This is a genomic window from Vibrio sp. D431a, from assembly GCF_030248655.1.
Taxonomy (GTDB): Bacteria; Pseudomonadota; Gammaproteobacteria; order Enterobacterales; family Vibrionaceae; genus Vibrio; species Vibrio alginolyticus.
The window spans coordinates 152,522-176,575 of record NZ_JAHGAP010000027.1 but is presented as its reverse complement, the minus strand read 5'-3'; the positions used below and the strand labels follow the sequence as shown (position 1 = coordinate 176,575).

The following is a 24,054-nucleotide window of genomic DNA, read 5'->3' as shown; positions in this document are numbered from 1 at the left end:
AAACCTACTCTTATTAGGAGAGAATTATGTCTCTGAATGCAGAAACTAAAGCAGCAATCGTTGCAGAATACGCACAAGGCGAAGGCGACACTGGTTCACCAGAAGTTCAAGTAGCTCTACTTACAGCTTCTATCAACCACCTACAAGGTCACTTCAAAGCGCACAAAGGCGATCACCACAGCCGTCGTGGTCTTCTACGCATGGTTTCTCGTCGTCGTAAGCTTCTAGATTACCTAAAAGGTAAAAACCTAGCTCGCTACCAAGACCTAATCAAACGTCTAGGCCTACGTCGCTAATCAGCGACTGCATAGCAGTTTGTCTAAAAAGGGGCTTTATGCCCCTTTTTTGTTGCCTAAATTTAGCCAAATTAGACTTATGCCGTTATAATACTGGCGGCTAAACCTTGTAAGAGGTTTTCTCAAAAGCTCATAGCATTACAGTCAACCACGTCGACCAAAAGGTCGCGACTATTCAAAAGGAACTTCCGAGTTTCTTTTTACTAGTCGCGATTCGTAATGCCTTGAGTGTCAATTAACACATCTAAGATTTCTTTAAGCACTAAAGGAAGATTAGAAACAAGGAATAACAATGTTCGAAAAACCAGTTGTTAAAACGTTCCAGTACGGTAACCACACAGTTACTTTAGAAACTGGCGTTATTGCACGTCAAGCTACAGCAGCAGTTATGGTCACAATGGATGATACGTCTGTATTCGTATCTGTTGTAGGTAAAAAAGAAGCCGTTGCAGGTCAAGACTTCTTCCCACTAACGGTTAACTACCAAGAGCGTACTTACGCTGCGGGTAAAATCCCAGGCGGCTTCTTCAAACGTGAAGGTCGTCCTTCTGAAGGCGAAACGCTAACAGCTCGTCTAATCGACCGTCCAATCCGTCCGCTATTCCCAGACGCGTTTAAAAACGAAGTTCAGGTTATCGCGACAGTAATGTCTGTAAACCCAGATGTTCAGCCAGATATCGTTACAATGATCGGTACTTCTGCTGCTCTTGCTATCTCTGGCATTCCATTCAACGGCCCTATCGGTGCGGCGCGTGTTGGTCATATCGATGGTCAGCTTGTACTTAACCCTAGCCAAACTGAACTAGAAACTTCTAAGCTTGACCTTGTTGTTGCAGGTACAGAGTCAGCAGTATTGATGGTTGAGTCAGAAGCGGACAACCTAACTGAAGAAGAAATGCTAGCGGCGGTTGTTTATGGTCATGACCAACAACAAGTTGCTATTAAAGCTATCAACGAATTCAAAGCAGAAGTTGCAACTCCTGCTTGGGATTGGGTTGCTCCTGAAGAGAACACAGCGCTTAAAAATAAGATTGCTGATCTAGCAGAAGCTAAACTTGTTGAAGCCTACCAAATTACTGAGAAAATGGCTCGTTACGACCGCATCCATGAGATCGCTGCGGAAGTAAATGAAGTTCTTCTTGCTGAAGATCCTGAAGCAGATACAAAAGAAATCCACACTATCTTCCATGATCTAGAGAAGACAGTAGTACGTAGCCGTATTATTGCAGGTAACCCTCGTATCGATGGCCGTGAAAAAGACATGGTTCGTGCACTAGATGTACGTACTGGTGTTCTTCCTCGTACTCACGGTAGCGCGCTATTCACTCGTGGTGAAACTCAGGCGATCGTTACGGCAACGCTAGGTACTCAGCGTGATGCTCAAATCATCGATGAGCTAACTGGTGAGCGTAAAGATCACTTCCTACTGCACTACAACTTCCCTCCATACTGTGTAGGTGAAACTGGTTTTGTAGGTTCTCCTAAGCGTCGTGAAATCGGCCACGGTAAACTGGCGAAGCGTGGTATTGCTGCAGTAATGCCTTCTGTTGATGAGTTCCCATACACAGTACGTGTTGTATCGGAAATCACTGAATCTAACGGTTCATCTTCAATGGCTTCAGTATGTGGTACTTCTCTTGCGCTTATGGACGCAGGTGTACCAATCAAAGCATCTGTTGCTGGTATTGCAATGGGTCTTGTTAAAGAAGGTGACGATTTCGTTGTACTTTCTGACATCCTTGGCGATGAAGACCACCTAGGTGACATGGACTTTAAAGTAGCAGGTACTAACACTGGTATCACTGCACTTCAAATGGACATCAAGATCGAAGGCATCACTAAAGAAATCATGCAAATTGCGCTTAACCAAGCTCAAGGCGCACGTAAGCACATCCTATCTGTAATGGATGAAGCAATCTCTGGTGCTCGTGAAGACATCTCTGAATTTGCTCCGCGTATTCACACGATGAAGATCAGCGCTGAGAAGATCAAAGACGTTATCGGTAAAGGTGGTGCAGTTATCCGTGCTCTAACTGAAGAGACTGGTACAACTATCGAAATCGAAGACGACGGTACTATCAAGATTGCGGCAACTGAAGGCACTGCTGCGAAAGAAGCTATCCGCCGTATCGAAGAGATCACTGCTGAAGTTGAAGTGGGCCGTATCTACACAGGTAAAGTTGCACGTCTAGCAGACTTCGGTGCATTCGTAACGGTTCTTCCAGGCAAAGATGGTCTTGTACACATTTCTCAAATCGCAGAAAAACGCGTAGAGAAAGTGTCTGACTACCTAGCTGAAGGTCAAGAAGTTCAAGTTAAAGTTCTTGAAATCGACCGCCAAGGCCGTGTACGTCTAAGCATGAAAGAAGCGGTAGAAAAGCCAGCTGAAGAAGCTGCTGCTGAAGCACCAGCTGCTAAAGACGAGTAAGACAAAATGAGACTTTCAGCCTTTTATTAGATTAAGGGCCTGAAAGCATGTTATAAAAGGGGAGCATTTTCGCTCCCCTTTTTTGGTTTGTTTCGATGTATTAACCTCAAACGAGGTTATCGCCTATATTGCATTAAGAGAAATAAATCTTGAGCGGTCCAAACAGGAGTATCAATTAGTGAAATGGTTTCAAACCGCAATTTTATGTGTTGCTATCGCGCTGACCGGTTGTGCAAATACTTCTCAACAATCAGCACAAAAGTGGTTATATCCACCGATGGCGGTGCCACTTCAGCCTAGTGTTCAACAAGAAGTACAAATCGCGCGTCTCTCGCAGTTGCTACAACGTCCCGACCTTAGTGATGAAGTGCGCGCTAAAATGCATTATGAGCGCGGTAGCTACTACGACAGCGTTGGTTTACGTGATCTTGCCCGTTTGGACTTTAACCAGTCTTTGCAGTTGAATCCTGCTCAGCCGGACATCTTCAATCTTTTGGGAGTATACTTTACCCAAGTAGGAGAGTTTGATGCGGCATATGAAGCGTTTGACTCGACCATAGAGTTGGCTCCTGATAATACCTATGCTGAGCGCAACCGTGCGATTGCACTGTATTATGGTGGCCGAATCGATCTCGCTTTAGAAGATATGACCAAGCATTATCAAGAAATGCCAACGGATCCTTTTCGTTCATTATGGCTGTACATCATCGAAGCTGAGCAAAATCCAGAGCAAGCAAAAGCCAATCTTCAACAGCGTTATTTACGAGATCGTAGTGAAGAGTGGGGATGGGTTCTTGTTGCCATCATGCTACGAGACGTCTCGGACGAAGACGCGCTTAAAGCAATTATGGATGGAACGAGAGAGAACTATCGCCTAGCTGAACGATTGACGGAAACGTATTTCTACCTTGGAAAGCGTAATCAGCTTGAAGGTGATATCGCAAGTGCCATCTCACTTTATAAGCTCGCGATTTCGTTCAACGTTTACGATTATGTTGAGCATCGCTATTCTTTCTTGGAGCTGGCGCAAATTTACGATCAATTACAGCAAGATAGATTGGCCAAGTTAAAGGCTGCCAAGAAGCTGGAAATTGAATGATTTAGAGCCGCTCGATGAGAGCGGCTTTTTTTATGATTGAACTTGATGAGTGACTCATTTAAAATAGTTAGTCTTGCTAACTAAGTGGTGGTGGCTTTTATGGCATTAGAAGAAAGCTTGATTGATTTAGAGCGTTTTTGCGCCAAAGCTTGGCGTGTCTATGCCAAAGAAGATCCATTATCACATCTAAGCTTTAATGAGTTCGATTATTTACGTGTGATTCAGGTTTACCCTGAGGGTGTGCGAATAACCGATCTTGCAGAAGAGCTGCAAGTGACTAAGCCTTCCGCATCGACAATGGTTGTGCGTTTGGAAAAAAAGGGTTTGGTGAAACGCATCGCATGTAATGAGGATGCTCGTGCTAAGCGTGTGTTGCTTACGGAAGAAGTCGCAGAAAAAATGTCTTTGGAGCAGGTAGTGTACAAAGATATCTCTGACCAAATGATGCAACAATTAAATCAGCAAGAAGCTGAGCAGTTACAAGCTTTACTGAATAAAGCATTGAGTAATAAGTCATTTTAAACTAAAGCAAAGACCTCAGCTGTATGGTTTAGTTTTTGTTGTTTCATCTTTTTTTATTTAATTTAACCATTTAGTTAGTCTTGCTAATTAAATGGTTAGCTTTGCTAACTACTGGTGACAGTCATGCAAAACTCAATTTATAGACAGTTTTGGAAATATACGATTCCAACCGTCGCAGCAATGCTCGTAAACGGTTTGTATCAAATAGTTGATGGCATTTTTATTGGCCGTTATGTTGGCGCTGACGGATTAGCTGGGATCAATGTTGCGTGGCCTATTATCGGCTCGATCCTAGGTATAGGAATGATGATTGGGGTGGGGACTGGCGCGCTGACTTCGATCAAGCAAGGAGAGAACGATCATGAAGGCGCTAAGCGAATCCTAACGACCGGATTGACGTTGTTAGCGGCATTGATGCCGGTCGTTGCTACAATATTGTTCTTGTTTTCGGATGAATTTATTCGCTGGCAAGGTGCGGAAGGGCGAGTGTTTGAACTTGCGCTGCAATATTTGCATATTCTGATTGTCGCGTGCGTATTCACGTTGGGTTCTATCGCGGTTCCGTTTCTGTTACGCAATGACGACAGCCCGAACTTAGCAACGATTTTGATGGTCATCGGTGCCGTTATTAACATTGCATTAGACTACGTATTTATTGCTTGGTTGGAGTGGGAGTTAACCGGAGCCGCTATTGCCACTGCACTTGCACAATTAGTGGTCACTGTGCTCGGTATTGGTTACTTCTTTACTTCAAAAGCAACATTACGCCTTCGTATCAGCGACTTCAAAGTTCAGGTTGATGCTGCACCAAAGATTATCATGATAGGTACATCAAGTTTCTTTATGTACGCCTACGGCTCTGTGATGGTGGCACTGCACAACGCGTTATTTGCTCAATACGGAAGTGCAATGTTGATCGGAGCGTACGCGATTTTGGGGTACATCGTGACGGTTTACTATCTGATAGCCGAAGGAATTGCGAATGGTATGCAGCCTTTAGTGAGCTTCAACCACGGTGCACGTAATCAGGATAACATTAGAAAGTTATTAAAGGTCGCGATGGGGACATCTGTGCTTGGCGGGGTGGCGTTCGTTGTTTTGATGAACCTTTTCCCGTACGAACTGGTTGCGGTGTTTAATAATGCAGACCAACAGTTGATTGATAGCACGGTGATCGGGATTCGTTTACACATGTTTGCGTTGTTCTTAGATGGTTTTTTAGTTGTGGCGGCCGCGTACTATCAATCAGTAAACAAAGGCAGCAAAGCCATGTTTGTAACACTAGGCAACATGCTGGTCCAGTTGCCATTCTTATTCATTATGCCGAAACTTTTCGGCGTGACAGGCATTTGGTTAGCTTTCCCATTGTCTAACATTGCATTGAGTTTGGTCGTGATCAGTATGTTGTGGCGAGATGTGAAAAAGCTGCTTAATGAGAGTTCTGTCGAACCAAGGGTGCAAGCCTGCTAACAAAAGCTAACAGATAAAAGCGAGGGTAGACCTCGCTTTTTTCTTTAAGGATTAAATGTTTTTTACTTCTAAGCCCGCTAGTTGATGCCAATAGCCATTGCATTGGCGGCTTTCGAGCTTTTCAGGATTATCGCCGTATTCGTTTGAGCGAAAACGCTCTAACTCTGAAAAAGTATCGATACCAAGAGGGCTTAATCGGATCACATCAACCAGCCCTTTCATACTTGGTAAGTCATTGATGAGGTTGTAGCAATACCCTGACTGTGTTTGAATGCCGTTAAGGTTAAAGACTTCTTGCCCTTCTTGGCTGCTGACCTGGATACCCGTAGGGTATTTGATACAGCAGGTTTCGCAATCGTCTTTCGCTCGGTTTTCAGCTCGGGCTGTGAAACAGCGAGCGGAATACGCTAAAGGCAAATAACCGTGGCTAAATACCTCAACTTCAAACTTGTTACGAATACCAAGCTCGTCACACTGAACTAAAGTATCGTTTAACCATTCGCGAGAGAGCTCGACAGGCATGCACCAACGCATCATACCTTGCTTCAAAAATAAGTTGAGCGTGTGTGCGTTATAAGTATTGATTGCAGGACCAACGACGAAAGGCACTTTATGCTCTGATGCTAACTGAACAGCAGATACGTCATTTGCTTCAATCGCGAAGTCACCGTTGTCGATGTACTTCCTCATTATGTTTACTTCACTCGGAGCTTCCAGTAGTGCCATCGTTGATAGCACCACTTGCTTGCCAGATGCAGACAGCTCTTTTGCGATTTCAAGCCAATGCGAAGGCTTCATTTCTCGACGTTTTGAACATACGGTTTCCCCAAGATAGACGATGTCCGCGGAGCTTGATTTCGCTTGTTCATAAAACGCTTCGATGTCTTGTTTTGGCCAGAAGTACAACAGCGGGCCAAGCGCGTATTTCATTGAATTATCCATCTTAACCTCTACTGCCATTTGCGGTGATAAGCACCAAGTGTGGTCTGCGTACCTTCAGACACGTTTGCCAATGCGGCATCCCAAGCCGCTTCGACTTGATAAGCTTCTGGGTTTGCTTGGTAACGTTCAATCGCGGCTCGCCATGTTCGAGTGACTTGTTCTACGTAAGCTGGGCTACGTTGGCGACCTTCAATTTTTACAGACGCCACATTTGCAGCAAATAGTTCTGGCAGCATAGAGAGGGTGTTCAAACTGGTTGGTTCTTCCAGTGCGTGGTAGCGTTTTTTCTCGCCTTCGATTTCTGCTTCGAAACGGCCTTTACACAAGGTAGGGTAGCCCGCATTTTCACCGGTGCTGTAGCGATCGATCAAAATGTCGTTAAGGCGGGATTCCAGACCATTTTCTGTTTCTTGCCAGCGAACGTACTTAGCTGGAGAGCATGCTCCCACAGTGTTTGGAGACTCACCTGTCATGTATGACGATAGGTAGCAGCGACCTTCAGACATGATACAAAGGCTACCAAAAGCAAAGACTTCTAACTCGACATCGCTAGTGATGTTGCGTGAAAGCTGTTTGACCTGATGAATCGATAAAACGCGGGGTAGCACTACCCGTTTTACGTTGAAGTTTTGTTTGTAAAAATCAATGGCTGCGACGTTGGTCGCTGATGCTTGCACTGAAAGGTGTAGTTCTAGATCGGGATATTTGCGAGCCGCGTACTCCAGCACTGCAATGTCTGCAACAATCAGCGCGTCTACACCCAGTGCCGCTGCATTGTCTACTGCGTTCGTCCAGCGCTCGAAGCCATTGGGATGAGCGAAGGTATTCAACGCGACATGAATTTTTTTATTGCGGTCATGAACGTATTGCACCGCTTTTTCTAACTTTTTGCCGTTAAAGTTGAGGCCAGCAAAGTGACGGGCGTTGGTATCATCTTTGAAACCAATGTAGACGGCATCGGCACCGCAATCAATCGCAGTTTTTAACGCAGGCAGGTTACCCGCGGGACACAAGAGTTCCATATGCTCACAATCATTGAGAATAAAAAGGTGTCCGCATTTTATGAAGAATTATGAATAGCGAAATTGACCTAAGTTAGGTTTAGCTCAATAAAGTCGATATTTACCCCTTGCGAGTAAGGGTATCGGGTCGGGGTTAGTTCTTGTGACGACGATTCTGTACAAACAGCTCTTCAATTTCATGTTTTGGCTGTGGGCGATAAAAATGGAATCCTTGAATCGCATTACATTGAAGGTTAGAGAGCAGGGTCGCTTGCTGATGGGTTTCCACCCCCTCGGCAACGACAGTTAAGTCGAGCGACTTACCCAGATTAATGATGTTTTCAATCACAGTGACTTGTTTCGGTAGTGTGTCGATATCATTAATAAAAGCGCGGTCGATTTTTAGCTCGTCAATAGGGAAACGCGCTAAGTAAGAAAGAGAAGAGTAGCCGGTACCAAAGTCATCGATAGAGAGAGCGAAGCCAAGCTTTTTAATCGCATTCAACATTTGCAGTGTATGTTCGCTATCACTCATCACGGCACTTTCGGTTAGCTCGAAGGTAATGCAGCTTGGATCAAGCTCGGTAGTGCGAAGCAGCTTTTCCATAAAGTCGATCAGCTGTGGGTTGCCAAATTGCTCGGGAGAGAGGTTGATGGCGACACGGCCTGGCAGTATGCCTTGTTGCTTCCAACGTTTTACCGTATTGAAAACATCACGCATCACGACACGTCCAAGGTGTTCTATTAACCCAGCGCGCTCGGCGACAGGAATGAATGAGCCAGGACTAATGTACCCTTCGACTGGATGCTTCCAACGAACGAGCGCTTCTGCGCCGTTGATACTGAAGTCTCGCGCGTTAACCTTAGGTTGATACCACACTTCCAAACCGTTCTGCTGCAATGCTTTTTGCAGTTCGATTTCAAGCCACAAACGCATACGCGCTTCTTTGTTCATTTGATCGTTAAATTTGATCAGACGATTTCTACCACGATCTTTGGCTTCATACATCGCAGTATCGGCATTTTGTAGTAGGATTCGCGCATCTTGTCCGTCTTCAGGGTATCGAACGCTACCAATTGAACAGGCAAGGCGTTTGCTGAAGTGGTGCAAGTCGAAAGGTTGGTTGATCAACGAGATAATGCGATCGGACAAAATTTCAGCCATGCGGGTATTTTCTGGCTCCGGCAGAATGACGCCAAACTCATCGCCACCCAAATGACCAATAATCGCTTGGTTTGGTAGTAACCGTTTAAGACGGGCCGATACCTCTTGAATCACTTTATCGCCAATATGGTGACCAAGTGAGTCATTAATGTTTTTGAAGTTATCGATATCCAAATAGAACACCAGAAGCGGTGTTTGCTTTTTGATCAGCTGTTCCAAACGTTTGGTGAAGCCAAAGCGGTTGTAGAGTTTGGTGAGTGAGTCAATGTGTATGTCTTCATTCGATGCAGAAGATAGGTTTTTGGGCGCATCATCAGCATCTTGGATTAGGATAATTTGAGATTCGCTACCTAATATCGCCGTGGAATCCGCGTGTAGCTGAACTTTCCGTTCAAAGCCGCATCTTGCGCTGGTTAAGCAGACAAAAGGTTTGTCAGAAATTAATGTACTCAATCGATGACTAAATACCTTTTTACTGTTTTCATCGATGAATAAACGACTTAGCTCTTCGCCCAACAATTCATGAGGAGAGTTAAGTCCGAGAAGGCGCGCTGATGCGGGGTTCGCAGAGATGACAATATCATCCTCGATAAGCAGTAAGCCGTCTGGTAGCAGTTGTGTTAACTTCGCAAACTTACTTTCGGACTCTTCTAAGGAGCGAACGAGTATCTGCTTTTCTGAAGTATCGACAGCGTGAAAAACAACAAAGCGAATGTCGTTACCTTCAAAAACTGGCGAAAGACTAAAGTGAAGACTGGTTTCAAGGTCGGTTTCATCGAGCGTGATTTCGGCTTCGACATGTGCCCCTTTGAACGCGCGCTGATAGTATGGTGCAAGCTTCTTATAAAACTGCTCACCCAGCACTTGGCAATCGTTTAAGCCGACGATTTCCTCATGACTTAAACCTGCGATATCGCAGTAACGGTCACTTACCATTCGATAATTGTGTTTTTTATCAAGAATGGCAAAGAAGAAAGGGCTATTTGAGGTTAGCGTGGCAAACCAATGTTTTAATTGCTGGGAAGGCATTAGGGTATTACCGATCTCCAATGAGCCAGATTATTCGTCCGTGTATAAAAAGCGACACCCTGATAAGCCTGCGGCGGTCTACCACCAAGCTAAAGTGTTACCTGCCATTAAAGGGCTCGCGGTTTTAGCTGTGCAGTCGACAATCACATGGATACGCTCAGATAACTATAACTTTGAAAATACGGTTGTAAAAGTGTTTATCCACCTGTTCGCATCAATAATACACGTAAGTTCAAAAAAAGAAGCGTTAGTGAACAATAAACCACCAATCTAAAATAAGCACTTTATTGATACATAACAGTAATCTCATCGCCACGATTGCTTAATATAAGCAACCTAATGACAAAGTAACGGATAATGAACGTGTTAAACAAGATTCGCAGTCAACTAGTAAAGAACGCAGCTAACATTTTGCGTTCTCCAGTCCAGTTATTACCACAGCCAATTCAGCAAAAAGCGTTGCTGGAAGGGCTAAAAATGGTGTTTAAAGAAGCCTTGGAAGATGGTGACTTTGAGTTCCTTGAAGACAAGTGGTTAAAAGTTGCGATTAAAGACTTGAACTTAGCATGGTACATCAGCTATCAAGACGAAAAATTGGTGGTAGCTGAAAAACCAGTTCAGGAAGATGTGAGTTTTAGTGGTAATCTAAACGACCTAGTACTGATTGCTGGTCGTAAAGAAGACCCTGACACACTGTTCTTCCAACGTCGCCTTTCAATTGAAGGTGATACTGAGCTTGGCTTAGAAGTGAAAAACTTAATGGACAGTGTCGACTTAGAGCAGTTACCGAAAGCAATGCAAGTCGCTTTGAATCAATTGGCTGATTTTGTTCAGAAAGGAGTTCAAGCGCCTGCACAACCAACCGGAGTAGCGAATGCTTATTCGAACTGAAGCCCCAGCGGACATTCTTACCATTGACCGCTTATTGAAACACGCCTTCCCGACGGAAGCTGAAGCTGAGCTTGTGATGCGTTTGCGCGAAAACAGCAAATTCACGCTTTCCTTAGTCGCGTGTACAGATGAGGGAGAGGTTATAGGCCATGCTTTATTTAGCCCTGTGACCTTAAATGGTGAAGATTTGTCATGGCAAGGGCTAGCGCCATTAGCTGTTCATGAAGATTACCGTCGCCAAGGCATCGCTGCAGAGTTGATCAAAGAAGGTTTTGATTCACTGCGTGATTTTGGCTACCCAGTGTGTGTGGTGTTGGGCGATCCTGATTATTACGCGCGCCAGGGTTTTCAATCATGCGACGAGATGGGCTTTGAATGTGCTTGGGATGTCCCTAAAGGTGCATTTCGAGTCGCAGAGTTGGTCGAAGGTCAATGTGCTGGACGCTCCGGACGCATAGACTATGCGCCAGAGTTCTCTGAACTGTAAATGAAAGAAGCCCACGACTAAGTGGGCTTCTTTCTTATTCACTGAAAACTGAGATAGGGAGGTTAGGATGACTGGTTACTTTTCTTTTTGCCCCAGATCTCTATTTTCGCTTTTTTACTTACCCCTAGCAGGCTGAGTTTTGTGCTCCCCCTGCTACTGTAAGTCATTTCAATCTGTTTTAGCTTGGCTTCTTTTGTACCTGGAAGGCTCCAGGCACGAGTCGACAATCCGCTTGTTAGTACGCCCATAGAGGAAAGCTTTTTCTCACTACCATCTGTCATGACGACTTTTAAACCATTAATGTCTACCGTTCCTTGCACACATTTTAGTTTTATTTTACTGAAGCTTCGGTTTCGGAATAGGCTATTTGGTGTCACGGTATCTGTTTCTGTATGAAAGTTAACGGTTTTCGTTGCAATCAGCTCCCACTCATCGCTGTTATTAGCAAAAACACTCATGCTGGTGGCGGCTACCAGTGTGCAAAGTAGTAGCGTATTTAAGAATTTCATAATGTACCTCATATGTCATACCCAATGTGTGGCCGTTGGCAAAACGCTATGTTCAGGAATATCCAAATCATCTCATTGTGTTCAGGTGTTCCTTGAAGTCCTTTAGGTATAATCGCGATAATTTGATAGGATTGCCCTCGTTCAAATAGGTGACGGAAAATGTCAATTAACGAGAAACAGTATTTACGTGAAATGGGGATCAGCACATGGGAGCTGGTACACCCTGAAAGACTGGAAGGCTATCAATCGCCATTATTGGATTTGCAAAGTTCATGTAAACTCCTATTGGTATCGCCAATATGTCCAGAAAACGAGACGGCATTGATGTTTGAGCGCGTATTAAAAAGCATTAAGCTCACGCTTGATGATGCGCTACACCTAGAGCCTGAGCGCTTATCCATGCTGGGTGAACATCAGCTAGAGTGGGTGTGGTTTGCAGGCTGTGAGGCTGATCAAAGCATCAAGGCAAAGCACCTGACCTCGCCACTATTACAAGATATTGATGGTAATAACGAACAGCGCCGCGCATTGTGGCAACAAATCTGTTCGTACTCTTCTTAACGGAGCTAATGCGTGACAATTGAAATTACGCCGATGCGTGCAGAGCACCTCGACCAAGTTTGGCAAATCGAGCAGCAAGCACATTCTCACCCTTGGGCCGAATCTTTGGTTCGTGACTTATCCAGTCGCGGTGCTTGCCATCATGTGATGCTGGAAGGCTCTCAAGTGGTTGGTTACTTCTATGGACAGAATATTGTTGGAGAAGTGACACTATTAAATATTGCAGTAGCGCCTTCTCAACAGGGCAGAGGGCTAGGGCAAAAATTGCTGGACGCGTTTATTGAATACTGTGAACAAGCCAAAGCAGAGAGTGCTTGGTTAGAAGTGCGTGAAAGTAATCACCCAGCTATCCATATTTATGAGCAAGCAGGTTTTAATGAAGTGGACCGTCGTTACAACTATTACCCAGCTAAATCGGGAAATGGTAAGGAAGACGCCATTATCATGAGTTACTTATTTTTGAGTTAGTTTTAGGCCGTTACTAATTACCTCATCAACACTTATGCTTTAAATGCGTATCCGGATTCGAGGCTTTTGAATATGTAATAATAATTTTTTGAATTTTTACATCTCTTTGTGTGGAGCTGGCTTTCCCTTGTTAGTTGCAGGTAAAGGCTGGTGAGCCGAGTAAATTCAGTTCATGTCTTTCCAGTTTGCTAGCACAGCGATAATAAGCGAGAATACCGCACAATATCGAATAGTAGATATGCTTGCCTATTTTGTGAGCATGAAAGTAATTTAGAAGATTAACTAATGTCAAATCCCCTTTTTTTAGGCGAAGTGTCTAAGCGCAGAACGTTCGCTATTATTTCTCACCCGGATGCGGGTAAAACCACCATTACTGAAAAAGTCCTTTTATTCGGAAACGCGATCCAAAAAGCAGGTACGGTTAAAGGTCGTGGTAACGCACAGCACGCAAAATCAGACTGGATGGAAATGGAAAAAGAACGTGGTATCTCGGTAACCACTTCTGTAATGCAGTTCCCTTACAATGACTGTCTGGTAAACCTACTTGATACGCCTGGACACGAAGACTTCTCGGAAGATACATACCGTACGTTAACGGCAGTAGACTCGTGTTTGATGGTTATCGATGCGGCGAAAGGTGTCGAGGATCGTACACGTAAGCTGATGGAAGTAACGCGTCTGCGTGACACGCCAATCGTAACCTTCATGAACAAACTTGACCGTGACGTTCGTGATCCAATGGAAGTATTGGACGAGGTAGAAAACGAGTTGGGCATGATGTGTGCGCCAATTACATGGCCAATCGGCTGTGGTAAAGAATTTAAAGGTGTGTACCACATTCACCGTGATGAAACGATTTTATACGAATCAGGTCACGGTCATGAGATTCAAGAAGTTCGAATCATCAAAGGTCTCGATAACCCAGAGCTTGATGAAAAAGTTGGTGCAGGCCTTGCGGAAAGTGTTCGAGAAGAGCTTGAGCTTGTCATGGGTGCTTGCCCTGAGTTTGATTTGGAAATGTTCTTAACAGGTGACCTGACGCCAGTTTACTTCGGTACTGCATTAGGTAACTTTGGTGTGGATCATATGCTAGACGGTCTAACTGAATGGGCTCCAGCGCCGAAAACTCGTCAAGCGGTTGAACGTGAAGTTGAAGCGACTGAAGAGAAGTTCTCTGGTTTCGTATTTAAGATCCAAGCGAATATGGACCCAAAACACCGCGACCGTATCGCATTCATGCGTATTGTATCGGGCACTTACACGCAAGGTATGAAGATGAACCACGTTCGTCTTGGCAAGCAAGTGAGTATCTCTGATGCAGTAACCTTTATGGCTGGTGACCGTGCACGTGCAGAACACGCTTACGCCGGTGACATCATTGGTCTACACAACCACGGCACTATTCAGATTGGTGATACCTTTACGCAAGGTGAATCACTGAAGTTCTCTGGTATTCCGAACTTCGCTCCGGAACTATTCCGTCGTATTCGCCTGAAAGATCCATTAAAGCAGAAGCAGCTTCTCAAAGGTTTGGTTCAGCTATCAGAAGAAGGTGCGGTACAGGTATTCCGTCCTCTACAGAACAACGATCTGATCGTTGGTGCCGTTGGTGTACTTCAGTTCGATGTTGTTGTGGCTCGTTTGAAATCTGAGTATAACGTTGAAGCGATTTATGAAGGCATTAACGTTGCAACTGCTCGTTGGGTTGAGTGTGGTGATGCGAAGAAACTGGATGAGTTCCAACGCAAGAATCAAGCGAACTTAGCATTGGATGGTGGTGATAACCTAACGTATATCGCTCCAACAATGGTTAACTTAAACTTGGCGAAAGAGCGTTTCCCTGACGTTGATTTCCGTGCGACGCGTGAGCACTAATTTGCGCGGTTAGGGTAAGCCTTAACGCAAACTAGATTTTAAAACGCCCTTGGCTATAAACTTAGCCAAGGGCGTTTTTATATAAGGATAAGATATGAATTGGTTTAAACGTGGGCTAAAGCGTTACGACAACTGGTGTAAAGAGATGGGGTTAACTCCCGATCAGAAACGCAGTTGTGTCCCATATCGAAAAGACCCAGCCCATCAAACTGAAGAGAAGAGTGAAGCCCAACCATCCTCTGATTTTCTGCCCGCAGATACAGATAAAAAGCGTCAAGATGAAGCTCTTTGATACGCACTGCCACTTTGATTTTGATGTGTTTCAAGATGACTTTGCACATCAACTTGAGCTTGCTCAAACGCAAGGCGTCGCAAGAATTTTGATTCCTTCCGTCGGTCCGCAAAACTGGGCTCGTATTCAAACTTTGGCAGAGCAACATGCCAATTTGTATTATGCGCTCGGCTTTCATCCGTATTTTCTTGAAGATAACGTTGAGCAGCACCTTACAGAGCTAGAAGGCTATCTAAATCAAAAAGGGCAGCAGTGCGTGGCAATAGGAGAGTGTGGTTTAGATTTTGCCATTGATGTTGATCCACAGTTGCAAGAAAAGATACTTGAAGTTCAATTTGAGCTGGCTAGACGCTTCGAACTCCCAGTTATTTTACATAGCCGAAAAGCGCACAATCGCCTCATTCAAATGGTGAAAGCGGCGAATCTCCCTAGAGGTGGTGTGCTACACGCTTTTTCTGGGAGTTATCAGCAAGCCATGGAGTGGGTCAAATTAGGTTTTTTTATCGGTGTAGGAGGAACGATTACCTACCCAAGAGCCAAGAAAACACGCGACGCAATTCAAAAATTACCACTCGAAAACCTAGTAATCGAAACAGACGCACCAGATATGCCTATACTTGGATATCAAGGGGAGTCAAATCACCCAGCCAAACTCATTCACGTCTTTAATGAGCTCGTAGAGTTGCATAACGGCCGAAAGCAATCGATTGCCTCTCAACTGTGGAAAAATAGCAATTTTGCTTTCTCGATATGTGAATAAAATCTAAAGATGTGGTTTGAAATCGAAAACGTTTTCCTGCTTATTGTGAATTAACTCACAAAGCTGGTTGAATCAATCATGAATCTTATAGGAAAGTGTGAGGCTGGCATTACTTTAATTGATTCTGCATGAGTATAATTGCCCCCGCTTTATAGCTCCATTTTGTAACACGCCAATAAATAACTTATAAGGAAGTCATAAACTATGAGCCTGTTTATGAGCCTAATCGGTATGGTAGTGCTTCTTGCGATTGCAGTGGCATTTTCTAACAACCGAAAAGCTATCAACTTTAGAACTGTGGGTGGCGCATTCGCTATCCAATTCGCATTAGGTGCATTTGTTCTGTATGTACCTTGGGGCCGTGATCTACTAAACGGTTTCTCTTCAGGTGTTTCTAACGTTATCAACTACGGTAACGATGGTTCATCATTCCTGTTCGGTGGTCTTGTTTCTGACAAGATGTTCGAAGTATTCGGCGGCGGCGGTTTCATCTTCGCATTCCGTGTTCTTCCTACACTGATCTTCTTCTCTGCACTGATTTCAGTTCTTTACTACATTGGCGTTATGCAATGGGTTATCAAGATTCTTGGTGGTGCACTACAAAAAGCGCTAGGCACTTCGCGTGCGGAATCAATGTCAGCGGCAGCTAACATCTTCGTAGGTCAAACTGAGGCACCTCTAGTTGTTCGTCCATTCGTTCCAAAAATGACTCAATCAGAGCTATTCGCGGTAATGTGTGGTGGTCTAGCTTCTGTTGCTGGTGGTGTACTAGCTGGTTACGCATCTATGGGTGTTCCACTAGAGTACCTAGTTGCGGCATCATTCATGGCAGCACCAGGTGGTCTACTGTTCGCTAAAATTCTTCACCCTGAGACTGACCAGCCTCACGAAAGTATCGAAGAAGCGATGGACGGCGGTGACGACAAACCAGTTAACGTAATCGACGCAGCTGCGGGCGGTGCGGCTTCTGGTCTACAACTTGCGCTTAACGTAGGTGCAATGCTAATCGCATTCGTTGGTCTAATCGCGCTAATCAACGGTATGCTAGGTGGCATCGGTGGTTGGTTCGGCATGCCAGAACTAACACTAGAGCTAATCCTAGGTTACGCGTTCTCTCCACTAGCATTCCTAATCGGTGTTCCATGGGCAGAAGCTGTAACAGCTGGTTCATTCATCGGTCAGAAAATCGTAGTGAACGAATTCGTTGCTTACTTGAACTTCACACCATACCTAGGTGAAAACGCTCAAGTAATCGCGGCAACTGGTGAAGTAATGTCTGAGAAGACAACAGCTATCATCTCATTCGCACTATGTGGTTTCGCGAACCTTTCTTCTATCGCGATTCTACTTGGTGGTCTAGGTAGCCTTGCACCAAACCGTCGTAGTGACATCGCTCGCATGGGTGTTAAAGCAGTTCTTGCAGGTACGTTGTCTAACCTTATGGCAGCGACAATTGCAGGCTTCTGCTTAAGCCTTGCAGCACTATAATTAGAATCGGTTCTTAATATATAGACGCCGTTTTACATCATGCCCTGTAGCAAGAGATTGCTGCGGGGCATTTTTCGTTTTTCGGGCTCCAAAATTTCATCGGGTGTTTGCCTTAGTCGAGGTATTACGCAGTCAATGGAATAGGGGCTAGGAAATTTTGAGATACAAACCGTTTGCGCTCTATTTGGTGCTACAGTTTTGCGGTGAAACTCTATAATGTATTAATCACAGGATAGTGGTTAAGCTTGATTCTTAATCACGTAATGAATATTACATAATCGATGGGCAAATGAATTGCCCTGCAATATCAGATCTAATAGGCGTTTTGCTTTGTGATGTGATATTAAAGACACCGCAATCATAGATTGTTGTGCCATAGGCCAAACTGGTACTGTGCGGTGACAAGGATAGCAATTGGCATATGATAAATTTTCGCTGTATATGCCGAGTCTTCAGGGAACCAAGTCCGTTCATTAATAGACTGTTTAGCCATTTACTCACATTGTCTCGACTTGTTGATTATAGTTAAAGACGTGATGTAAGGCTGAGTAGTGAATTTTTTGAATATTGATCGGAGATAGAAATGAGCGATTTAAAAGCAGCAGCGCTACGTGCACTTAAACTTATGGACCTAACTACGTTGAATGACGATGACACTGATGCAAAAGTGATCTCACTATGTCATGATGCGAAAACAGCAGTAGGCAACACAGCTGCAATTTGTATTTACCCTCGCTTTATTCCTATTGCTAAGAAGACACTTCGTGAGCAAGGTACGCCAGAGGTTCGTATTGCAACAGTAACGAACTTCCCACATGGTAACGACGACATTGAAATCGCAGTTGCTGAAACAAAAGCGGCGGTTGCTTACGGTGCAGACGAAGTTGACGTAGTTTTTCCTTACCGCGCGCTAATGGCGGGTGATGAGAAAGTAGGCTTCGAACTAGTTAAGCAATGTAAAGAAGCTTGTGGTGACATTCTTCTTAAAGTGATCATCGAAACAGGTGAACTAAAAGAAGAAGCACTAATCAAGAAAGCATCTCAAATCTGTATTGAAGCAGGTGCTGACTTCATTAAAACTTCAACTGGTAAAGTGCCAGTAAACGCAACACCAGAATACGCTCGCATGATGCTTGAAGTTATTCGCGACATGGGTGTTGCAGAAACTGTTGGTTTCAAACCAGCAGGTGGTGTGCGCACTGCTGAAGACGCAGCAGCATACCTAGCAATGGCTGACGAAATCCTAGGTGACAACTGGGTTGATGCTCGTCACTACCGTTTTGGTGCGTCTAGCCTGCTAACCAACCTACTAAATACATTAGAAGTATCGGACGACGTCGCTGATCCAACAGCGTACTAATTCCAATAATACGTCTGAACGGTAGCACCTAAACGGGTGCTACCAAACCTCTTCTATCCTACTACAACCATGGCTCAAAAGAGCTTGGGAGGCACTAATGTATTTACCACAAGAAATCATTCGTAAAAAACGTGACGGTGAAGTACTTACCGCAGACGAAATCAACTTCTTTATTCAAGGCGTAGCGAACAACACGGTATCTGAAGGTCAGATTGCGGCGTTTGCTATGACGATTTTCTTTAATGAAATGACCATGGATGAGCGCATCGCCTTAACGTGTGCAATGCGTGATTCGGGCATGGTTATCGACTGGAGCCACATGAACTTCGGTGGTCCAATTGTCGACAAACACTCAACCGGTGGTGTGGGTGACGTAACTTCTTTAATGCTTGGCCCAATGGTGGCAGCGTGTGGCGGTTTCGTACCTATGATCTCTGGCCGCGGTCTTGGTCATACAGGCGGTACGCTGGATAAACTTGAATCTATCCCTGGTTACAACATTACGCCGAGCAACGATGTTTTTGGTCAAGTAACCAAAGACGCTGGTGTGGCGATCATCGGTCAAACTGGTGACCTTGCTCCTGCGGATAAGCGTGTTTACGCGACTCGTGATATTACCGCAACGGTAGACAATATCTCCCTGATTACGGCGTCGATCCTTTCTAAGAAACTGGCGGCGGGTCTGGAATCGCTAGTGATGGACGTAAAAGTGGGTTCAGGTGCATTTATGCCAACTTACGAAGCGTCTGAAGAGCTAGCAAAATCAATCGTTGCGGTAGCAAACGGTGCTGGCACTAAAACTACGGCAATTCTTACGGACATGAACCAAGTATTGGCGTCTTCAGCGGGTAACGCAGTGGAAGTTCGTGAAGCGGTTCGTTTCTTAACGGGTGAATACCGTAATCCTCGTCTACTTGAAGTGACCATGGCTTCATGTGCTGAAATGTTAGTACTTGGCAAGCTTGCTGAGAACACAGAAGACGCACGCGCAAAACTGATGGAAGTGCTGGATAACGGCAAAGCGGCTGAGTGCTTCGGCAAGATGGTTGCCGGTTTAGGCGGCCCTGCGGACTTCGTAGAAAACTACGACAACTACTTAGAAAAAGCAGCAATCATTAAGCCAGTTTACGCAACAGAAACGGGCATTGTCTCTGCAATGGATACACGTTCTATCGGCATGGCTGTGGTTGCTATGGGTGGTGGTCGTCGTGTTGCTACTGATGAAATCGACTACGCAGTTGGTTTCGACGAGTTCATCCGCCTAGGTGAGGTCGCAGACAGTGATAAACCTCTTGCGGTCATCCACGCTCGCACTGAAGAGCAATGGGAAGAAGCGGCAAAAGCACTGCGCAGTGCAATCAAAGTAGGTGGTGAATACACACCAACTCCAGAGGTTTACCGCCAAATTCGTGCAGAAGATATCTAATAGAACAAGTAATTACACAAGGCCTACTCAACCATAATAAAAAGCCGAGTGGGCCTAAGGAACGAGCAATGAAAAGAGCATTTATTTTAGTACTAGACTCATTCGGTATCGGTGCAACTGCCGACGCTAAAGAATTTGGTGATGTAGGTTCAGACACACTAGGTCACATCGCTGACCAATGTGAAAAAGGCTTAGCAGATAACGACAATCGCCAAGGTGCACTTCGCCTTCCAAATCTATCGAAACTTGGTTTGGCAATGGCGCATAAAGAATCGACAGGTCGCTTCGCACCTGGACTAGACGCAGACGCTGAAATCATTGGTGCATACGGTCATGCAGCAGAGCTTTCTTCAGGTAAAGACACGCCGTCTGGTCACTGGGAAATCGCAGGTGTTCCTGTTCTGTTTGACTGGGGTTACTTCACTGACAAAGCAAACAGCTTCCCGAAAGAATTGACTGACCGCATTCTTGAGCGTGCAGGTCTTGACGGTTTCCTAGGTAACTGTCACGCGTCTGGTACTCAAGTTCTTGACGATCTTGGTGAAGAGCACATGAAGACTGGCAAACCAATCTTCTACACGTCTGCTGACTCTGTATTCCAAATCGCATGTCACGAAGAGACTTTCGGTCTAGACCGTCTACTAGAGCTTTGCCAAATCGCACGTGAAGAGCTAGAAGATTACAACATTGGTCGTGTTATCGCGCGGCCATTCGTTGGTGCTGGTAAAGGTCAATTTGAGCGTACAGGTAACCGTCGTGATCTTTCTGTAGAGCCACCATCAGCAACGGTTCTTCAGAAGCTCGTTGATGAGAAGCAAGGCAACGTGGTTTCTATTGGTAAGATTGCTGATATCTACGCAAACTGCGGCATCACTAAGAAAGTGAAAGCGACAGGTATCCCTGCATTGTTCGAAGCAACGCTAGAGCAAATCAAAGAAGCGGGCGACAACACGATCGTATTCACTAACTTTGTAGACTTCGACTCAGCTTACGGTCACCGTCGTGACGTAGCGGGTTACGCAGCGGCACTTGAGTACTTCGATGATCGTATCAACGAAGTGCTAGAGATTATGGAAGAAGACGATGTGCTTATCCTAACGGCAGACCACGGCTGTGACCCAACATGGCCAGGTACTGACCATACTCGTGAGCACATCCCAGTATTGGTTTATGGTCAAAAAGTACCAGCTGGTTCTCTTGGCCGCCGCGAAACATTCGCAGATATCGGTCAAACATTGGCAAGTTACTTCGGTACTTCTCCAATGGATTACGGTAAGAACTTCCTATAATTAGTTAGGTTTTTGAAAACTAGGAGCTTGATAGCTCCTAGTTTTATGTTTGCAGTATGTAAATGCTGCTTGTCGGAAATGAGAATACTCTGGCTTATATCGCCTTAAGCGCGGAGCGCTAGAGAAAGGTTAAGGAAAAGAAAATGGCAACTCCACATATCAATGCTGAAATGGGTGCATTTGCAGACGTCGTACTGATGCCTGGTGATCCACTACGTGCAAAATACATCGCAGAGACTTTCCTTGAAGATGTCGTTCAAGTGTGTGACGTTCGTAATATGTTTGGTTACACAGGTACATACAAAGGCCGTAAGATCTCGGTAATGGGCCACGGTATGGGTATCCCATCATGCTCGATTTACGCGACTGAACTAATCAAAGACTTCGGCGTGAAGAAAATCATCCGTGTTGGCAGCTGTGGCGCAGTGAATGAAGACATCAAAGTGCGTGATGTTGTGATCGGCATGGGTGCATGTACTGACTCTAAAGTGAACCGTATCCGCTTTAAAGGTCATGACTTCGCGGCAATCGCAGACTACAACATGGTTCGTGCGGCAGAAGACGCTGCAAAAGCTCGCGGTATTGACGTTAAAGTTGGTAACCTATTCTCAGCAGAGCTTTTCTACACGCCAGATCCAGAAATGTTCGATGTAATGGACAAGTACGGCATTGTTGGTGTTGAAATGGAAGCTGCTGGTATTTACGGTGTTGCGGCAGAATACGGTGCAAAAGCTCTGACAATCTGTACGGTTTCTGATCATATCAAGACTGGCGAACAGACTACATCTGACGAGCGTCAAACGACATTCAACGACATGATGCTAATCGCACTAGATTCAGTATTGCTTGGTGACGAAGAGTAAGCGACGAAGAGTCATTCTATTTTTCGCTCTCAAGAGCTAAAAAAACAGCCCGCACATTGCGGGCTGTTTTTATATGAGTTGTTAGCGCTACCTAGTTACTTGGTTAGCAGCAGGTTTGGCGCTTTTTTACGACGTATCGGTTGTCGACGTAAAATCAAGATGAACAACATACCACAGACAAAGCTCATTAAGACCATCATGTACATATAACGATCGCTCTTGCGATAGTGGTGGTCAGAAATAGCCGTCACCCGGCCCGTCTCAAAGGTCACGCGAACAAAACCGATAAGCGCACCATCTGCAAAAACTGGTTCAACCAACTGCTGGCGACCAATGGAAGCTGTTGCCAAAGGCGTATCTAGGCCAAGAACTTCGCGTACCGATAATGCCTCTTCACTAGACGCTAAACGTACACCCTGTGCATCGTAGATTGTTGCATCAAACACTAAACGGTCTTGTGCTAGCTGGTTTGTTAGCTGAAGTAATCGTTCTTGATCTTTAGTTAAAATCATCTCACTGGCAGAAAGAGACGCCTGTGAAATCAAAACTTTGGTGAGTGTTTCAAGCTGTTGTGCTTGAATTTTCTCATTACCCTTACTGATCACAACACTGTTTTTTATTGTGATAAACAACATCACACACAGTAGGATTAGTGCCAGAATTCTTAGGGCATTCCTTACTGAGAACAAAGATTCACTCATGCTCTTTACTCATCCATTTAAAATAAAACAAAGACTTGCCTTTTTAGTTTGTTGAGGTAACGTTTTAGCAAAGTCATAAGGGATTATATACATGGACGCGTCAAAAAGCTTGCCTATCAGAAAACATACGACACTTTTAAAACGATTACCCGAGACTCGATTTGCCTCCCAATTAGATAAAGCAAAAGCAAACTGGATCGTATTTGCTGAGTACCTTTCGCCAAGTCACTTCGAAGACATTGATTTCTTCACCGGCTTTTACAACCCGATACTAGAAACGTGGAAAGTTGGCCAATATGAAGTAGCCCTGATGGCCGGAGAGTTGACTCCTCAACATGAAACGATCTTACAAAGTCTCAACCTAGATTACGCCTCGCTTAATGAAGTGCCCGATCTATCAACCCAAGGGTTGATTGTATTTGATATGGATTCAACGGCGATCCAGATAGAGTGTATTGATGAAATCGCGAAACTGGCAGGAGTAGGGGATGAAGTCGCTGAAGTCACTGAACGTGCCATGCAAGGTGAGCTGGATTTTGAGCAAAGTTTACGTCAGCGAGTTGGTAAGCTCAAAGGTGCCGATGAATCAATTCTTGAACAAGTTCGTTCCCAGTTACCATTCATGCCGGACTTTGAAGCGCTAATTGCGACGTTGAAAGCCTTGGGCTGGAAAACAGCGATTGCTTCCGGTGGTTTTACTTACTTCTCTGATTACATCAAAGATAAAGTCGACTTAGATTTTGCTCGCTCCAATCAATTAGAAATTATTGACGGCAAACTCACGGGTAACGTACTTGGTGATGTGGTAACGGCGCAGATGAAGTCTGACATTCTAGTGGAACTGGCGGATGAATATGAAATTGAGCAGCACAACACGGTTGCTGTCGGTGATGGCGCTAATGATCTTGTGATGATGTCGGTGGCAGGATTAGGGATTGCGTATCACGCAAAACCAAAAGTGGAAGCTCAAGCGCAATCAGCGATTCGCTTTGCAGGGTTGGGCGGTGTGCTCTGTATTTTATCTGGCGCATTGGTGAAGCAGCAAAAGGTCAGCTGGAAAGCTAAACCTTAACCATCCATTCAAAAACACCGCCAGAAAGGCGGTGTTTTTTTTCAATTTGGTATGACTTTG

At 44.8% G+C, this 24,054-nt stretch carries 24 protein-coding genes; 18 read left to right on the top strand and 6 right to left on the bottom strand.

What is annotated here, in order from left to right; translation table 11 throughout:
• Positions 1–26: 26 nt before the first annotated feature.
• The 5 genes from rpsO to KJB35_RS22185 all read left to right on the top strand — a co-directional run bounded on the left by rpsO (position 27) and on the right by KJB35_RS22185 (position 5,815).
• Complete coding sequence (gene rpsO, locus KJB35_RS22205) at positions 27–296, top strand: 30S ribosomal protein S15 (protein ID WP_005380094.1); 270 nt, start codon at positions 27–29, stop codon at positions 294–296.
• Between the two features lie 292 nt (positions 297–588).
• A complete protein-coding gene (gene pnp, locus KJB35_RS22200) occupies positions 589–2,724 on the top strand; it encodes a polyribonucleotide nucleotidyltransferase (RefSeq protein ID WP_054574827.1) in 2,136 nt (711 codons plus the stop codon).
• Positions 2,725–2,902: 178 nt separating this feature from the next.
• A complete protein-coding gene (nlpI, locus tag KJB35_RS22195) occupies positions 2,903–3,823 on the top strand; it encodes a lipoprotein NlpI (protein WP_005380101.1) in 921 nt (306 codons plus the stop codon).
• A 99-nt stretch (positions 3,824–3,922) separates the two neighbouring features.
• Entirely contained in the window at positions 3,923–4,345 is a 423-nt protein-coding gene (locus tag KJB35_RS22190) for a MarR family winged helix-turn-helix transcriptional regulator (RefSeq protein WP_005380103.1), read from the top strand.
• A gap of 123 nt (positions 4,346–4,468) precedes the next feature.
• Positions 4,469–5,815: an MATE family efflux transporter gene (locus KJB35_RS22185; RefSeq protein WP_005386425.1), complete on the top strand. Its 1,347-nt coding sequence runs from the start codon at positions 4,469–4,471 to the stop codon at positions 5,813–5,815.
• Between the two features lie 51 nt (positions 5,816–5,866).
• Here KJB35_RS22185 and KJB35_RS22180 read toward each other — a convergent pair whose 3' ends face one another.
• The 3 genes from KJB35_RS22180 to KJB35_RS22170 form a co-directional block, all read right to left on the bottom strand.
• Positions 5,867–6,745, bottom strand: coding sequence for a U32 family peptidase (locus tag KJB35_RS22180; RefSeq protein WP_213870471.1), 879 nt, complete (start codon positions 6,743–6,745; stop codon positions 5,867–5,869).
• Between the two features lie 20 nt (positions 6,746–6,765).
• Positions 6,766–7,779 (bottom strand): peptidase U32 family protein, encoded by a 1,014-nt coding sequence (locus tag KJB35_RS22175; RefSeq protein ID WP_213870455.1) that lies wholly within the window; start codon positions 7,777–7,779, stop codon positions 6,766–6,768.
• Positions 7,780–7,912: 133 nt separating this feature from the next.
• Positions 7,913–9,952, bottom strand: coding sequence for a bifunctional diguanylate cyclase/phosphodiesterase (locus KJB35_RS22170; protein WP_005380112.1), 2,040 nt, complete (start codon positions 9,950–9,952; stop codon positions 7,913–7,915).
• 363 nt (positions 9,953–10,315) lie between these two features.
• Here KJB35_RS22170 and KJB35_RS22165 point away from each other — a divergent pair, with 363 nt between their 5' ends.
• Both KJB35_RS22165 and KJB35_RS22160 read left to right on the top strand, forming a co-directional pair.
• Entirely contained in the window at positions 10,316–10,843 is a 528-nt protein-coding gene (locus tag KJB35_RS22165) for an SCP2 domain-containing protein (RefSeq protein ID WP_005394645.1), read from the top strand.
• Positions 10,827–11,330: a GNAT family N-acetyltransferase gene (locus KJB35_RS22160; RefSeq protein ID WP_005380119.1), complete on the top strand. Its 504-nt coding sequence runs from the start codon at positions 10,827–10,829 to the stop codon at positions 11,328–11,330. The genes KJB35_RS22165 and KJB35_RS22160 overlap by 17 nt, the downstream gene beginning before the upstream one ends.
• Positions 11,331–11,392: 62 nt before the next feature.
• On the opposite strand, the gene KJB35_RS22155 is transcribed toward KJB35_RS22160, so the two are convergent.
• Positions 11,393–11,839 carry a hypothetical protein gene (locus KJB35_RS22155; protein WP_213870452.1) on the bottom strand — a complete coding sequence of 149 codons (447 nt, stop codon included), beginning with the start codon at positions 11,837–11,839 and terminating at the stop codon, positions 11,393–11,395.
• A gap of 159 nt (positions 11,840–11,998) precedes the next feature.
• Here KJB35_RS22155 and KJB35_RS22150 point away from each other — a divergent pair, with 159 nt between their 5' ends.
• The 6 genes from KJB35_RS22150 (at position 11,999) to KJB35_RS22125 (ending at position 17,283) form a co-directional block, all read left to right on the top strand.
• A complete protein-coding gene (locus tag KJB35_RS22150) occupies positions 11,999–12,400 on the top strand; it encodes a DNA polymerase III subunit psi (RefSeq protein ID WP_005380121.1) in 402 nt (133 codons plus the stop codon).
• 12 nt (positions 12,401–12,412) lie between these two features.
• Positions 12,413–12,868 carry a ribosomal protein S18-alanine N-acetyltransferase gene (gene rimI / locus KJB35_RS22145; protein ID WP_005380122.1) on the top strand — a complete coding sequence of 152 codons (456 nt, stop codon included), beginning with the start codon at positions 12,413–12,415 and terminating at the stop codon, positions 12,866–12,868.
• A gap of 285 nt (positions 12,869–13,153) precedes the next feature.
• On the top strand, positions 13,154–14,743 hold the full coding sequence (prfC, locus tag KJB35_RS22140; protein ID WP_005380123.1) for a peptide chain release factor 3: 1,590 nt from the start codon (positions 13,154–13,156) through the stop codon (positions 14,741–14,743).
• 94 nt (positions 14,744–14,837) lie between these two features.
• Entirely contained in the window at positions 14,838–15,035 is a 198-nt protein-coding gene (locus KJB35_RS22135; RefSeq protein ID WP_005380125.1) for a DUF5363 family protein, read from the top strand.
• Complete coding sequence (locus tag KJB35_RS22130) at positions 15,022–15,795, top strand: TatD family hydrolase (RefSeq protein WP_005380129.1); 774 nt, start codon at positions 15,022–15,024, stop codon at positions 15,793–15,795. Before KJB35_RS22135 ends, KJB35_RS22130 begins: the two co-directional genes overlap by 14 nt.
• Positions 15,796–15,999: 204 nt before the next feature.
• Entirely contained in the window at positions 16,000–17,283 is a 1,284-nt protein-coding gene (locus KJB35_RS22125) for a NupC/NupG family nucleoside CNT transporter (protein WP_005380131.1), read from the top strand.
• A 358-nt stretch (positions 17,284–17,641) separates the two neighbouring features.
• Here the strand turns inward: KJB35_RS22125 and KJB35_RS22120 are convergent, their stop codons facing one another.
• Positions 17,642–17,776, bottom strand: coding sequence for a hypothetical protein (locus tag KJB35_RS22120; RefSeq protein WP_005391675.1), 135 nt, complete (start codon positions 17,774–17,776; stop codon positions 17,642–17,644).
• A 90-nt stretch (positions 17,777–17,866) separates the two neighbouring features.
• On the opposite strand from KJB35_RS22120, the gene deoC reads away from it, so the two are divergent.
• The 4 genes from deoC to deoD all read left to right on the top strand — a co-directional run bounded on the left by deoC (position 17,867) and on the right by deoD (position 22,221).
• Positions 17,867–18,643 carry a deoxyribose-phosphate aldolase gene (gene deoC, locus KJB35_RS22115; RefSeq protein ID WP_005380133.1) on the top strand — a complete coding sequence of 259 codons (777 nt, stop codon included), beginning with the start codon at positions 17,867–17,869 and terminating at the stop codon, positions 18,641–18,643.
• A 97-nt stretch (positions 18,644–18,740) separates the two neighbouring features.
• Positions 18,741–20,069 (top strand): thymidine phosphorylase, encoded by a 1,329-nt coding sequence (deoA, locus tag KJB35_RS22110; RefSeq protein ID WP_213907997.1) that lies wholly within the window; start codon positions 18,741–18,743, stop codon positions 20,067–20,069.
• 68 nt (positions 20,070–20,137) lie between these two features.
• A complete protein-coding gene (locus KJB35_RS22105) occupies positions 20,138–21,358 on the top strand; it encodes a phosphopentomutase (protein ID WP_085569826.1) in 1,221 nt (406 codons plus the stop codon).
• Between the two features lie 143 nt (positions 21,359–21,501).
• Positions 21,502–22,221: a purine-nucleoside phosphorylase gene (gene deoD, locus KJB35_RS22100; RefSeq protein WP_005380140.1), complete on the top strand. Its 720-nt coding sequence runs from the start codon at positions 21,502–21,504 to the stop codon at positions 22,219–22,221.
• Positions 22,222–22,316: 95 nt separating this feature from the next.
• Here the strand turns inward: deoD and KJB35_RS22095 are convergent, their stop codons facing one another.
• Positions 22,317–22,922 carry a YtjB family periplasmic protein gene (locus KJB35_RS22095; RefSeq protein ID WP_005391677.1) on the bottom strand — a complete coding sequence of 202 codons (606 nt, stop codon included), beginning with the start codon at positions 22,920–22,922 and terminating at the stop codon, positions 22,317–22,319.
• A gap of 91 nt (positions 22,923–23,013) precedes the next feature.
• Between KJB35_RS22095 and serB the strand changes: the two genes are divergently transcribed.
• The gene (gene serB, locus KJB35_RS22090; RefSeq protein WP_005386439.1) at positions 23,014–23,994 is read left to right on the top strand and encodes a phosphoserine phosphatase; all 981 of its coding nucleotides are present in this window, start codon (positions 23,014–23,016) and stop codon (positions 23,992–23,994) included.
• Positions 23,995–24,054: the final 60 nt, after the last annotated feature.